Annotated in this window: 11 protein-coding genes; 5 read left to right on the forward strand and 6 right to left on the reverse strand. The window is 57.7% G+C overall.

The window, feature by feature from the left end:
- Window positions 1-194: 194 nt before the first annotated feature.
- From H3V08_RS03140 to rpsD, 4 genes are all read right to left on the reverse strand, one after another.
- Window positions 195-434, reverse strand: coding sequence for a hypothetical protein (locus tag H3V08_RS03140; RefSeq protein ID WP_033490174.1), 240 nt, complete (start codon window positions 432-434; stop codon window positions 195-197).
- Window positions 434-904 (reverse strand): DUF948 domain-containing protein, encoded by a 471-nt coding sequence (locus tag H3V08_RS03145; protein WP_198181562.1) that lies wholly within the window; start codon window positions 902-904, stop codon window positions 434-436. Before H3V08_RS03145 ends, H3V08_RS03140 begins: the two co-directional genes overlap by 1 nt.
- A gap of 88 nt (window positions 905-992) precedes the next feature.
- Window positions 993-1,661 (reverse strand): histidine phosphatase family protein, encoded by a 669-nt coding sequence (locus H3V08_RS03150; protein ID WP_198181563.1) that lies wholly within the window; start codon window positions 1,659-1,661, stop codon window positions 993-995.
- A gap of 120 nt (window positions 1,662-1,781) precedes the next feature.
- Window positions 1,782-2,408, reverse strand: a complete 627-nt coding sequence (gene rpsD / locus H3V08_RS03155; RefSeq protein ID WP_198181564.1) for a 30S ribosomal protein S4 — start codon at window positions 2,406-2,408, stop codon at window positions 1,782-1,784.
- A 495-nt stretch (window positions 2,409-2,903) separates the two neighbouring features.
- Between rpsD and H3V08_RS03160 the strand changes: the two genes are divergently transcribed.
- On the forward strand, window positions 2,904-4,211 hold the full coding sequence (locus tag H3V08_RS03160; RefSeq protein WP_232340319.1) for a nucleobase:cation symporter-2 family protein: 1,308 nt from the start codon (window positions 2,904-2,906) through the stop codon (window positions 4,209-4,211).
- Between the two features lie 345 nt (window positions 4,212-4,556).
- Here the strand turns inward: H3V08_RS03160 and H3V08_RS03165 are convergent, their stop codons facing one another.
- Entirely contained in the window at window positions 4,557-7,211 is a 2,655-nt protein-coding gene (locus tag H3V08_RS03165; protein ID WP_198181565.1) for a UvrD-helicase domain-containing protein, read from the reverse strand.
- 233 nt (window positions 7,212-7,444) lie between these two features.
- Window positions 7,445-7,738: a hypothetical protein gene (locus tag H3V08_RS03170; protein ID WP_033490184.1), complete on the reverse strand. Its 294-nt coding sequence runs from the start codon at window positions 7,736-7,738 to the stop codon at window positions 7,445-7,447.
- A gap of 243 nt (window positions 7,739-7,981) precedes the next feature.
- On the opposite strand from H3V08_RS03170, the gene H3V08_RS03175 reads away from it, so the two are divergent.
- From H3V08_RS03175 to H3V08_RS03190, 4 genes are all read left to right on the forward strand, one after another.
- Entirely contained in the window at window positions 7,982-8,572 is a 591-nt protein-coding gene (locus tag H3V08_RS03175; protein ID WP_033490186.1) for a xanthine phosphoribosyltransferase, read from the forward strand.
- A gap of 326 nt (window positions 8,573-8,898) precedes the next feature.
- Window positions 8,899-9,111 (forward strand): hypothetical protein, encoded by a 213-nt coding sequence (locus H3V08_RS03180; RefSeq protein WP_332461771.1) that lies wholly within the window; start codon window positions 8,899-8,901, stop codon window positions 9,109-9,111.
- 3 nt (window positions 9,112-9,114) lie between these two features.
- On the forward strand, window positions 9,115-11,190 hold the full coding sequence (locus H3V08_RS07610) for an Eco57I restriction-modification methylase domain-containing protein (RefSeq protein WP_198181566.1): 2,076 nt from the start codon (window positions 9,115-9,117) through the stop codon (window positions 11,188-11,190).
- Between the two features lie 2 nt (window positions 11,191-11,192).
- The gene (locus tag H3V08_RS03190) at window positions 11,193-14,582 is read left to right on the forward strand and encodes a DEAD/DEAH box helicase family protein (protein WP_198181567.1); all 3,390 of its coding nucleotides are present in this window, start codon (window positions 11,193-11,195) and stop codon (window positions 14,580-14,582) included.
- Window positions 14,583-14,588: the final 6 nt, after the last annotated feature.

The raw sequence follows: 14,588 nt of genomic DNA on the forward strand, positions 1-14,588 counted from the left end.
GTACTCCTTCAGGCCATGCCGCCCGGCATGGCCTCTACCTTTGCAAGGCAGATATCAGTTCCGCACCCGGCCATCCGTAGGCGGAACACTTGTTTCGGGACGCACGACCTGACTTGTCGCGCGTCACCCTTGATAGCTGAATAATGCCGATTCTACAACGTCCAATCCTCCATGGACAGGTGAAAAACGACAGATCAGCCTTGGAACCGATCCATGTACGTCTTGTTCAATTCGCTCTGGCGCTGACTGAGGGCCGAGCGGAATTCCGATAGGAGACCAGCCAGGGTCCGCTGGGGCACCTGCTCCTGATCAGCACCGAAAACGAATTCACGCGCCTGCTTGGGAGTGTTGGCACGGACATAGGCCTCAGCCTTGGAGACCAAGACGACACCGGCCGCGACACCCAGTCCGGCCCAAAAGATCCGTTTGAACATTACTTGCCTCCCTGGCTTGTACCGGTCGGGAAAGGTGCCCCACCATGACGTGAGACTTCTTTTGCTTCTGTAGAGGCTTCAGGGGCTCGCGAACCAGTAGGCTGATCGGACTTGCGACCGCCCGAGAAGAAGGAGGAAGCCGTTTTCCTGATGGCATAGAAGAAGGCGGCCGTCTTGATGACGGGCTTGCCCAGCATGGAACCGTACAGATCCGTCAGCGCTCCGACATTGTTGGCTGTAGTCGAAGCAGCGGAGGAAATCCTGTTCACGTCCGCCAGGGTCTGGTTGAGCTGGGTGACGGTGTTGGCTGACTCATCGAGAGTTGGAATGGCATGGTCGCCCGCCTGCTTCACCGTGTCGGCCAGCTGATCGAAGAGCTTGCCCAGACGAATCAACGGATAGATCAGGAATCCCGCCACCACTGCGAAGGCGATGGCTGCTATGAGACCGGCAATCTGTCCTATGTCCATCTCCTACCTCTCTTCTGTCAAGGATGTATATCGGTCAACGGTACCACGTGCCGTATATACAGGAGCGATTCCTGCCTCACGGACAGGCTCACCTGTTGTAGGACCGTACCTCCAACGCCTGTTCGAAGGGGAGCTCGGTATGGAAATCGAAAACCGTAACACTCCCGTTCTTCGGGCGACTGCTCAGGTCATACCCCTCAGGCGCGAACCTGTACATAAGGCTGAGGAGCGTATTGCCATGCGAGATGAGCAGGACATCATCTCCATCACGCAGGGCAGGGTTACCCGATATCAAGTCGAACCCGCCACGAATCCGCGCCCAGTATTCCTCGTCAGACTCGGCATCACCGAACGGGTCGGCTTCCTTGAGGAAATCCCTGCTGGCCGCGAGGCCGAACCTGTCGACAATCTGGTTGTAGGTCGTGGCCCCGTGAGGTGCACCGGCCGCCCACCATGCCATGCTCATATCCTGACCCTCGAAGTACCCGTAGAACTGCTCACGGAAGTGCATGTCACTGACTATTCCCGGCTTGCCCTCCGATTGGTTCGCTTCAAGAATCCGCTCGGCTGTTATCTGAGCCCTGGTGGTGTCGGAACAATAGGCGGCTTTGAACTCCAGGTCGGCAAGCTTGCGTCCTGCCCTATCGGCGTCCGCCAGCCCCTCCTCCGTCAAAGGCGCATTGGTCCACCCCTGGAGACGGTTGTATCGGTTGAAGTAGGTCTGACCATGACGGACCGCATGCAAATGGAGCAACATGACTTCATTATCCCACTCCCCGACCACTGATGGCTCCCATGCCGGTGGACCTCTGCTCAGACTGCAGATTCAAAAAGACCCCGGACGAATCCGGGGTCTTCGGTAAATCCTGTTCCAGGGTCAGCGGGCGTAGAACTCGACCACGTACTGGATGTTGACCTGGACCGGAATCTCCTCCGGCTCAGGCTTACGGACCAGGGTTGCCTTCAGAGAGGCCAGGTCCACATCCAGATATCCGGGAACCGCGGGCAGGACGTCGCGATGGACACCCTCGGCTGCGATCTGGAAGGGCACGGTTGTCTGGCTCTTGGGCTTGACCTGGATGGTCTGGCCGGGCTTGACCCTGTAGGAGGGGCGATCGACGATGTTGCCATCGACCAGGATGTGGCGGTGAACCACATACTGACGAGCCTGGGCCGTGGTCCGTGCAATGCCTGCACGAAGAACCAGGTTGTCCAGACGGCACTCGAGTTCGCGCAGCATGGCCTCACCGGTCTGTCCGGACTCATGGGTGCCACGCTCGTAGGTGGCCCTCAGCTGCTTCTCTGAGACGCCGTACTGTGCGCGCAGACGCTGCTTTTCGCGCAGACGGACTGCGTAATCGGACTCGGTCCTGCGGCGGGTGCGACCATGCTCACCGGGAGCATAGGGGCGCTTTTCGAAGAGGCGCTGAGCCTTGGGGGTCAGGGCGATGCCCAGGGCGCGGGACAGACGGACCTGCCTGCGCGCACGCTGAATCTTGGTCATTACTTCATTCCTTACTTGGTTCTGTCGTTATCTGAACGAAGACGGTCGAAACCGTCGAGTCAGGCCTCTCCAATGCTTCACCGTGCCAAGCACGAACGACCTTACGGCCGCCGACCCATTGATGGGCTGAGACTCCAGATAGATGAGCACACAAACGCGCACACCAAGAGTTCATTTAACCACAGATCCCTGACCAGGGGAACGAAGGACGATTCCAGGCCTCCATGTATGCTCCTGACTGGCAAATCGTAATAGCCCCGGAGCACCGATCAGAACCATCCCCACTGATCGTGTGGTTCAGGCATTCTTCCAGATCGGGAAGCACAGACGGCATGCACGGAGGGCCGCCTGGCAAAAAGGAGAGCCATGGTCGAGCAGAGCCGTAATCAGTCAGAAACGCGACAGACTCCAGAACGGGCATCAGACAAGATGAGCGACGCAACGAATCTCGCGGAACCAGGCACAAAGTCCGCCACGAAGGACTCCGGAAAAACGATGAACGCCCTTACCGACATGAACGGGAGTATCTCCTTCTGGAAGGGCCTCCCCTTTGGCCTGCAGCATGTCATGGCCATGTTCGTCGCCAACCTGGCTCCGATTTTCCTGGTGGCCGCAGCAGCCGGGATGTCTCCGGCGGAATCGGCCATGGTCATCCAGAATGGGCTCCTGGTGGCCGGCCTGGGTACCTGCCTTCAACTGTATCCGCTCTGGCGTGTAGGTGGCCGCCTGCCCATGGTCACCGGCATCTCCTTTACCTACGTGGCGGCGGCCGTGGCCATCGTGGCCAATCAGGGATATGGGGTCGTAGTCGGTGCCGTTCTGGCCGGTGGGCTGGTAGAGCTCATCCTCGGCCTGACCGCTGATTACTGGCGTCGATTCGTTCCACCGATCGTTTCAGCCATAGTCGTCACCTCCATCGGGTTTTCCCTGCTATCGGTCGGCGCACAATCCTTCGGCGGCGGCGCCGGAGCCAAGGACTTCGGGTCCTGGCAGAACCTGACGTTGGCAGTCATTTCCCTGGTGGCCTGCCTGGCATTCCAGCTCCTCATGAAGGGAACCGCCAAGCAGCTCTCGGTACTCTTCGGCCTGGTGGTCGGCTATATCGTGGCCCTGTTCATGGGCAAAGTGGATCTCTCCGGATTCCAGAACCTGCACATCTTCTCACTGCCACGACTCATGCCATTCAAGCCGGAGTTCGACACAGGGGCCATCATCTCCTTCGCCCTGCTCTATGTGGTGTCTTCGGTCGAGGTGATCGGCGACACCACAGCCCTCTGCAAGGTCGGTATGGACCGCAAACCGACAGACCGCGAAATGAGCGGTGCCATCGCGGGTGACGGATTTATCTCCATGGTCTCGGGGCTCTTCGGCTGCCTTCCACTGACATCCTTCGCCCAGAACATCGGCCTGGTGGCCATGACCAAGGTGGTCAACCGCAAGGTCATACTCTCCGGAGGGTTGATTCTGATCCTGGCCTCTTTCGTTCCGGGTGTTGCGGCTGTTTTCGACTCCCTCCCCCAGGCCGTTCTCGGAGGATGCACAATCATGATGTTCGGCAACATCATCCTCTCCGGCTTCCAGATGATTGCCGAGGCCGGATTCACCCAGCGCAACATCACGATTGCGGCCCTCTCCCTGACCATCGGTATTGGGTTCACCCAGGTGAAGGATATTTTTGTGGCCTTCCCAGCCCTCTTCCAGTCCATCTTCTCCAACAATTGCATTGCAGCAGCCTTCGTAGTGGCTGTCATACTCAATCTGGTTCTCCCGGGTGAAGAGCGATTCCAAGTCAGCAAGCCCTGAGAGTCCGAGTCACAAGCACTTTTCTTAACGGTGATTGCGCACCGGTGATGGTGTCGTTACCGAGGCTCCCGGTATCGGCATATCCGAGACCGGAAAGCCAGCAAAACCCGCAGACCAGCGTACTGTGGTCCAAGGCACCTGTCGGAGGTCCGGAGCGCCTCGCTCTTACCGATTCGGATTCCCTGATCGCCGCTACACCGGCCGCATCACTGCGCAACAGCAATGGGAGTCTTGGCCATCCGCCGGAAAGCCCTGCTCTGAGGCCCTACCGATTACAACAGCCTCCGATTCGTGATTTCAGGACGAATCGGAGGCCGTTTCCGTTCCCATGAACAACCGCAGGGTTCAGAGTTTCTCGATGGGGGCCAGGCGTAGCATCAGTCGTTTGGTTCCCTCGGAGCCGAAGTCCACGGTCAGTACCGAGTTGTGTCCCTTATCCTGGACATCAACCACCTTGCCCAGACCATATTGATCATGAGCCACCCTGTCGCCAATAGAGAAGTCCTGAATGGACAGCCCGTTCGAGCGTGGCTCGGCAGATGCTGCGGCTGGCTTGGATTTCAATCCCGAAACTTGACCGCTGCGCCTGGTGGTGACCCTTCCATTCCGCGCGGTACCTGAAGACCACGATGATCCACCACCCCGCTGCGAACCGTACCCTCTGGACCCGTATGAACTGCGCGCGGAACCGCCCGAGCGGCTGGACCCACGTGACCACGAAGATCCTGATCGCGATTCCGTACCGCTTCCACCGAAGGCCCTGCGGCCGAAGGAGGCTCCATCACCATTGTCTTCGAACCCACCGAACTCCTCGTCATCGTCGCCTAAGCCCCAGCCTGAGTGCATACGCTCGAAGCCCGCCTCCTTGCGCTTCCAATCAAGGAGGTTCTCGGGAATATCATCCAGGAACTGGCTGGGCAACATCTCGTTGGACTGCCCCCACTGGGCACGGACGGCGGATCTGGTCAGGTAGAGCCGTTGTTTGGCTCGGGTGACACCGACATAAGCCAGGCGTCGCTCCTCCTGCAACTCGGTGGCATCCTCCAGGCTTCGGGAATGAGGGAATGTGCCCTGCTCCATTCCAGTGAGGAAGACGACAGGATACTCAAGTCCCTTGGCCGTATGGAGCGTCATCAGGGTCACCTTCCCTGAATCGTCGCCGATACCAGGCAGCTGATCGGAATCGGCAACCAGGGCGGTGGTCTCCAGGAACCCGGCCAAGGAGGCGTCCGGGGTCTTCTGCTCGAATTCCGCTGCCACGGACTGCAGCTGCGAAAGATTCTCGACTCGGGATGCATCTTGCGGATCAGTCGACTTGTTCAACTCTTCCAGCAACCCCGACTCATCAAGTACCTCCGCCACAATCTCCGAGGGTTTGGAGTCATGCTCGGCGGCAAAGGCGGTCAGGGACCTGATGAGATCTCGGAAGGCAGCCATCCGCTTGGAGGTAAGCGTGGAGATACCCTCCACCTCGTCCAGGTGCTCCACCCCGGTCCAGAAACTCGTGCCATGAAGGTCGGCATAGGTGGCAGCCGCCGCCTCAGCCCTTGCACCCAGGCCGCGTTTGGGCACATTCAGTATGCGCCTCATATTCACATCATCTTCGGGATTGGCTATGGCATGCAGGTAGGCAAGGGCATCCTTGATCTCCCGGCGTTCATAGAACTTCGTCCCACCGACCAGCTGGTAGGGCAATCCTGCGTTGATCAGGGCCTCCTCAAGTGCCCGCGACTGGGCGTTGGCCCGGTACATGATGGCCATGTCGGAGTAGTGTATGCCCTCCTCATTGCGGAGACGGGCGATTTCGGTCGCAATCCAGGCGGCCTCCTGCTGGGCATTGTCGGCCGCGTAGCCGACAATCGGTTCCCCTTTACCCAGTGCAGTCCAGAGTTTCTTTGGCTTCCTGCCCTCGTTTTTGACGATGATGGCATTGGCTGCGTCCAGAATGGTTTGCGTGGACCGATAGTTCTGCTCCAGAAGGATGGTCCTGGCTCCGGGGAAGTCCTTCTCGAAATCGCGGATATTGCTGATATCCGCACCTCGGAAGGCATAGATGGACTGATCGGAATCACCGACCACGGTAATCCAGGCGGGACCCTCCCTCCCCGCTCCTAGCGGGATGGCGGCCACGTTCGCTCCAGGTGCCCCAGGAGCACCGAACCCATTCATGTGCTTTACATCTTCATGGGTTTCCCGCCCCTGACCTACCCCAGCCAGTTCTCGCATGAGCACATATTGGGCATGGTTGGTGTCCTGGTACTCATCGACCAGGATATATCGGAAGCGACGATGGTAGTACTGGGCCACCATGGGTGCCTTCTGCAGGAGTTCCACGGTTCGGACTATCAGGTCATCAAAGTCCACGGCATTGGCCATGGCCAACCGGTGCTGGTACTCGGCATAGACGACCGAATAGAGCTCCTCCTCATTGCCGAACCGAGCAACGATCTGCTGTCCCTTTTCGCCGGGTTTGTAATCGGGAGCGTACTCTGCCAGCTGGGTCTGCCAACCCTGGAGGTTGTTCTTGTAATCGGAGATGTGGGAAAGGATGTTCCTGGGAGTATACCGTTTCAGGTCAATATTCAGGTCCTGCCCGATCAGCTTGATGAGCCGCTCGCAATCAGCAGTGTCATAGATGGAGAACCCGGAACGCAGACCGATGGCCTTCCCGTCGCGTCTGAGGATTCTGACACAAGCTGAATGGAAGGTGGAGACCCACATGCGCTCGGCGACAGGGCCAATGAGCCCACCCAGACGCTCCCGCATCTCTGCGGCCGCCTTGTTGGTGAAGGTGATGGCCAGGACCTGGCTGGGCCAGGCACCGAACTGACTGAGTATCCAAGCGATTCGGCGGGTCAGCACGCGGGTCTTGCCCGAGCCTGCACCTGCTCCGATCAGCAGGGCGGGTCCCCGGTACTGGACAGCCTCCGCCTGCCTGTCGTTAAGGCCGTTGAGCAGGTCCCCTGCACTGCGCTGGATCATGTCCGGTTCTTCGCTCACATGCCACCTCTTGCCATCTGTCACAGCTGCTTGGGTACGATGAATGGGAATCACCCACCGAGTAGTCATTTGTACCACAGAGCAGTGTCAAACATGCCTGCCGAAATCCTGTCGGGAATCCGGTCATCGTCCTGCAACGGGTGCCGGGCTCCAAACGCCAATTGCAGAGCAAAGGGAAACCCCGCCGGTCACATGGACCGGCGGGGTTTCCAGGAAGATGAGTATGGGAAGGTTCAGTCGCGGAACTGTTCCTTGGCATTGTTGGCTGCCTCTGTGGCGCCCTGCTTGGCCTTGGCCTGGGCCACATTCGCATTGGCCTTGGCCTCGTCCATCTTGTCAGAGGCGGCATCCTTGGCATCGCCCATCTTATCGGAGGCAGCGTCCTTGGCATCGCCAAGCTTGTCGGCAACGGCGTCCTTGGCGTCGGAAGCCTTATCCATGACGTTGTCCTTGACGTCCCCGGCGACATCAGCAATCTTCTCGCCGGCAGACTTCATGGCATCCTTTGCATCATTCAGAATCCCCATATGGTCCTCCTTTGTATGTGAACGTATCTGAAAGATACGTGACCATTTGTTTCATTTTTCACAGTAGCAACGCCTGGTCTGAATCCGCGGATTTACGGGGTGACACGCCAAAATGGGGCCAGGAAACTCCCGACTTGTTTCTTTTGCCCACCCTCGTCTCGGGTGTGGTCTTCCTGCAGGGTTATCTTAGAGGCTATCGTTGGGCGCGCGAGCCCGGTCGCATCAATATATAAGGAATGCACTATGAAGGAACTTGAGGAGAGAATCCGACGCCAGGGAACGGTCAAGCCCGGCAATGTACTTAAGGTGGACGCCTTCCTCAATCACCAATGCGACGTATCCCTCTTCGATCAGATGGGCGCCGAATGGGCCCGGCTTTTCAAAGACCGCCAAGTGGACAAGATTGTGACCATCGAAGCCTCAGGCATCGGCATCGCCTGCCTGGCCGCCAGGCACTTCGGCAACGTACCGGTCGTCTTTGCCAAGAAGACCCAATCCATCAACCTGGATGGAGACCAGTACATGGCCGAGATTTACTCCTTCACCAAGCAGAAGGTCTACCCCGTCATCGTTGCCAAGCGTTTCCTGACCAAGGGCGAGCACGTGCTGCTGATCGATGATTTCCTGGCCAAGGGGAACGCCCTGCACGGCCTGATCGACATCTGCCATGATGCCGAGGTAATCATCGAGGGCATCGGTATCGCCGTTGAAAAGGGGTTCCAGGAGGGCGGCAAGGGCCTTCGACGGGAGGGATACAACCTCAAGTCGCTGGCCATTGTGGAGAGCATGGATGCGGATACCGGGACCGTCACCTTTGCTCCCAACGAGGACTGAATTCCTCTTCCGATAGAGCCGTATCGACGGTAAACGTAAGCGTCAGGTGGAATCACACCATCTGACGCTTTAGCAGCACTTTTTCCAATTGTGATTCACCACACGACTGCATTTCCACTGTTATTACTTATAACAAGTTGACAGATGCTATGAAACACGGCACGGGCCGGAAACTGCTCTCATGTTCTAAGCGGAAGCTTCTCCTGCCGCCCGCCTCCGCTTAGAACATGAACATCGGCTATCCCTATATCCCCAGTGTCACGCCGTACTGCTGCGCTATAATGATAAAAACGCATTTGTACTGCATTAAAGCGATAGGGGCGCAAGTGTCTGACGGCTACAAGGAGCTCATCAAGAGTGTCCCCGACGAGACTGCGATCAGAAGCTTCCTGGTAGACGGCGACCAGGTCTCCGTGTCCCTGCACATCCCCGATACCCTGCGTGACGCGGCCAAGGAGGAGGCGACCCTTGGGGGCATGAGCTTCTCGGCATTCGCGCGCACGTGCATGATCGAAGAGCTCGCGAAGAAGGGGCAGTAGTCCGTGACCGAGCCAATCCATGATATATCGGTCGAGGGCTTCATAGAGTCCTTCAACCGCCGATACCCGACTTTCATTCTTAAGACATTACTGTGCGATCGCACGACGGGACGCAACATCATATGGGCCGACAACGAATACGAGACCCTGGGCGACGGCTACATGGGTGACGACGAGATAACAGTCGAGAAGATTACGGGCATGAACTCCGGCGTCGTCAAGCCGCGCATCGCCAAGGAGCAAGAGAAACAATCCAAGCGCACCAAGAGCCGCGCTGAAGTATTCACGCCATCATGGTTGTGCAACGAGATGAACAACGACCTGGACGAGACATGGTTCGGTCGGCGCGATGTTTTCAACACCGAGGTCATTGCGGACGATGGCGCCAATACATGGACGACCGCTAATGACCCGATTGAATTTCCCAAGTCGAAAGGGCATGGTTGGCATGCCTACGTGGAGGCTCCGCGGCTCGAGATCACGTGCGGCGAGGCGCCATTCGTATGCTCCCGCTACGACACCGTGACAGGCGACGAGCTGCCCGTGTGCAACCGCGTGGGCTTCCTAGACCGCAAACTGCGTGTCGTGACCGAGAAGACCAAGACCCGAAAGGAATGGGTGCGCCGAGCGCTCGACGCACTGCGGGCGACTTACGGCTTCGAGTATCAAGGTGACAACCTGCTCATCGCTCGCATCAACGTGCTCGAAACATTTGTCGAGTATCTTCGCGACCGCTGGGGGTCGGACGCTAAGCAGGACGAACTTGAGCAGGCAGCGTTGATCATTTCCTGGAACCTCTGGCAGATGAACGGTTTCACAGATGCCGTACCCACCAATAAGATGGGCGCCGAGGTGGAGTCAACACTGGAAACGTTCGAGAAGTCCAAGCCGGAGCTGATACAACCGTTTCTTTTCGACCGGTTCGACTACGAGGCAACCGAAGAAACTAGAGAAGAGGGGCCAAAGGAAACGGTTCCCCTTTGCGTGATATACGACTGGCAGAACGACGAGCCCTTCGAGTTCGTCTCATTGAAAGGTAAGACGGCAGTTATGGGGAAGAAATTCTATGCGGTGATTGGAAACCCTCCATATCAGGAGCAGGCAAGCGACAACAATACTCGTATGCCACCTATATACAACTATTTTATGGATGAATCCTATAAGGTTTCACCCAAAGTAGAGCTCATTACTCCCGCCCGTTTTCTATTCAACGCCGGTCAAACGCCTAAAGCGTGGAATAGGAAAATGCTAAACGATCCACATTTTAAAGTTCTTTACTACGAGCAAGACAGCTCGTTAGTCTTTGCTGACACAGACATAAAAGGTGGCGTTGTTGTCTCGTATCGTGATGAAGAAAAAGAATACGAAGCGATTAGGATTTTCACACCCTATGATGAGTTAAACGATATTGTGCAAAAGGTACTTAGAGGGCAGGAAGACGGCCTTTTCCTGGATAGTACAATTTCAAGCAGGGGCATGTATAGGTTAACTGACTGCTTTTTTGCGGATCATCCTGATATCCAGCCAGAAAAAGGCACCGGCAATATGATTACTTCAAACGCGTTTGATTCTATGCCCGGCATTTTTAAAGCTGATTCTAGCGAGCCTGACTGCGTCCGACTGTATGGACGGGAAAATCAGGAACGAGTGTTTAGATATATCTCACGTAAATATATTATTGACAACGATTACTTGCCAACTTACAACGTGCTTGTTCCTGAAGGAAATGGATCTGGAGCCTTGGGCGAAATTCTCTCAACGCCGGTTATTGCTCCCCCTGGAACTGGTCATACCGATACTTTTATCAGCATCGGCTCTTTTGAGTGCGATACCCTAGCGCAGAATTGTCTCACGTACATTAAAAGTAAGTTCGCCAGAACCATGCTCGGTGTTTTAAAGATTACGCAGCATAACCCTGCTTCTACGTGGAAATACGTCCCCCTCCAGGATTTCGATTCCAGCTCCGACATCGACTGGTCGCAGCCCGTGGCTGACATCGACCGTCAGCTCTATGCGAAGTACGGCCTCGATGATGAGGAAATCGAGTTCATCGAGTCTCACGTGAAGGAGATGAACTAGCTATGGCAGGTATCGACATCACCCAAATCATCGAGACCACTGCGCCTGCGGTGCCGCAGATTTACGCTTATACCACGCCCGAAATCGTTCGCCATAACGGCTGGACAAAAATCGGCTACACCGAGCAGGACGTACGCAAGCGCATCAAGCAGCAGACGCACACCGCCGATGTGCAGTGGCACCTGGAGTGGAGCGGTAACGCTACGTGGGAGCATCAGGCGGGCACGTTCCACGACACCGACTTCCACGCGTATTTAGAAAAGCAGGGCGTCGAGCGCGAACCCAAAAAGGAATGGTTCAAGATCAGCGGCGAGGAGTCCCGCCGGCAGTTCTACCGATTCCGCGACACCGGCGGCGTACTCGACACCCCTGGCACCGCCTCCTACATCCTGCGCACCGAGCAACAGCGTGCTGTGAAGCAAACGAGCGCCTTCGCCCACGCCCATTGGGACGAGAGCGGTGTGCATGGCGGCGAGTTCCTGTGGAATGCCAAACCGCGCTTCGGGAAGACACTCACCGCCTATGACCTGTGCCGCAGCATTGGCGCGCAGAAGGTACTCATCGTCACCAACCGTCCCGCCATCGCCAACTCCTGGTACGACGACTACGAGAAGTTCGTAGGAGTAGAGGGCGGTTACCGCTTCATCAGCAGTGTGGACACCCTGAACGGCAAACCCTACTGCATCAGCCGCGAGGAATACCTACGCGCTATCCGCAACGACCCGGATGGCGTCAAAGGGTTCATCGAGTTCGTGAGCCTTCAAGACCTCAAGGGCTCCATCCGCTTCGGCGGCGTATACCAGAAGCTCAACGAGGTGGCCGACCTCACCTGGGACGTGCTCATCATCGACGAGGCACACGAGGGCGTGGACACTTTCAAGACCGACGTAGCCTTCGGCCACATCAAGCGTTGCTTCACGCTGCATCTATCCGGCACTCCCTTCAAGGCCATCGCCAACGAGAAGTTCGCCGACGACGCCATCTACAACTGGACCTACGCCGACGAGCAGCAGGCCAAGCGCGACTGGCCGGTCGATTCTGAGCAACCGAACCCCTATTCCAACCTCCCTAAGCTCAACCTGCTCACCTACAAGATGAGCGACATCGTTGAGCAGGAGGCCCGCAGCGGCATGGAGATCGACGGTGAGCAGACGGAGTTCGCCTTCGACCTCAACGAGTTCTTCTCGACCGGACAGAACGGCTGCTTCGTGCACGACGCCGACGTGGATAAGTTCCTCGACGCGCTCACCACACAGGAGAAGTTCCCGTTCTCGACGCCCGAGCTGCGCGAAGAGCTGCGCCACACGTTCTGGATGCTCAACCGCGTCGACTCCGCCCGCGCCCTCGCCAAGAAGCTACAGGCGCACCGCGTCTTCAGGGACTACGAGGTGGTGTTCGCCGCCGGCGACGGCAAGGTCGACACCGACGACGAGAACGAGGAGTCGCTCGACAAAGTACGCCGCGCGATCAAGGACCACGACAAGACCATCACGCTGTCGGTGGGTCAGCTCACCACGGGCGTGACCGTACCTGAGTGGACCGCCGTGCTCATGCTCTCGAACATAACGAGCCCCGCGCTGTACATGCAGGCGGCCTTCCGCAGCCAGAACCCACATCTGTTCGACCTAGGCGGAGGCAACTACGCTCGCAAGGAGAACGCCTATGTCTTCGACTTCGACCCCGCACGCACACTCACCGTCTTTGAGCAGTTCGCCAACGACCTGTATGGAGAGACTGCACGAGGCGGCGGAGACGTGGAGACGCGAGAGCACCATATCCGCCAGCTGTTGAACTTCTTCCCCGTCTACGGTGAGGACGACGAGGGGCAGATGGTCGAGCTCGACGCCGAACATGTGCTCAGCGTGCCGAGGCGCATACACGCTCGCGAGGTTGTTAAGCGCGGCTTCATGAGCAACTTCCTGTTTCAGAACATCGCGAGTGTCTTCCGCGCGCCAGCAGAGGTCGTGGAGATAATCCAGCGCTTCGATCCCTACGAGCAAGGCAAGGCGCAGAACGCCGAGAGGAACAAAGTCGAGATCGATGGGGGCACAGCCGACGAGCTCTCGATCAACGACGAGGGTGAGGTGGAAATTCCCAACGAGCAGGTCGTTGGCAAGGCGGCGGACATCTTCGGACCGAAGGTCTACAGCGACATCACCTCGGAATTCTCAAGCCACGTGGACAACATCGCAAGGGATCATGAGGCCAATGACGAAGACGATGTCAGGAAGCTGCTCGACAAACTCAAGGAGTCTTTCAAGCAGAGCGTGACCATACCTTTGGTGCAGACCGCCAAAGAAAGCTACGGTAGTGAACTCAAGCCACGCCAGCAGCAGCAGATCGAGCGTAAGGTTCAGGCGGATGCCGACATTCAGCTCAACCGGCAGGTTGGCGACTATCAGATCCAGGCGCGCCGCCTCGAGCAGTCGCGCGAGGACGAGCTCGAGGCGGCAACCAGCGCAGCCGAACGCACCGAGGTGAACCAACGGTATGACGAGCAGAAAGCCGAGGCATTCCAGGCACTCACCCAGAAGCTCGAGGACTCCCGCGAGGAGCTCGTGCAGAGCGCGGGTGAGACCGTGGTGCGCGAAGTAGAGACAGCGAAGAAAGAGGACGAGAAGCAGGGCATCGAGGATCAGGTGCGCGCCCATCTGCGCGGCTTCTCGCGTACCATCCCGTCGTTCCTCATGGCCTATGGCGAGGAGGACACAACGCTAGCGAACTTCGACACAGTGATTCCCTCCGACGTTTTCCTTGAAGTAACGAGCATCACCGTGGACGAGTTCCGCTTCCTACGCGACGGCGGCGACTACACGGACGCCGAGACCGGCGAAACGAAGCATTTCGTCGGGCACCTCTTCGACGAGGTGGTGTTCAACGACTCCGTGAGCGAGTTCATCAAGCTGCGCAAGCGCCTGGCAAACTATCTCGACGAATCCCAGACGGAGGACATCTTCGACTATGTGCCACCACAGAAGACCAACCAGATCTTCACGCCGCGCAACGTCGTAGTCGAGATGGTGGATCTTTTTGAGAAGGAGAACCCGGGCTGCTTCGACGACCCGAACCACACCTTTGCCGACCTGTATATGAAGTCTGGCCTCTATATCACCGAGATCATCAAGCGGCTGTACCGAAGCGACGGTATGAAGGCCGCCTTCCCGGACGACAGGGAACGACTGAACCATATCCTGGAGCGTCAGGTGTTCGGCATCGCCCCCACCAAGATCATCTATGAAATCGCCACGCACTTCATCCTGGGCTTCCACGACGAGGTCGGCCGGGGATGCGACTCGAACTTCGAACTCGCGGACTCTGCACAGCTTGCCGAGGAGGGCACGCTGGACGCCTACGTTGAGCGCGTCTTCGGGCCCAAGCTGAGCGAGGCGTAAAGCGCA

The organism is Bifidobacterium sp. M0307, from assembly GCF_016100445.1.
Lineage (GTDB): Bacteria > Actinomycetota > Actinomycetes > Actinomycetales > Bifidobacteriaceae > Bombiscardovia > Bombiscardovia coryneformis.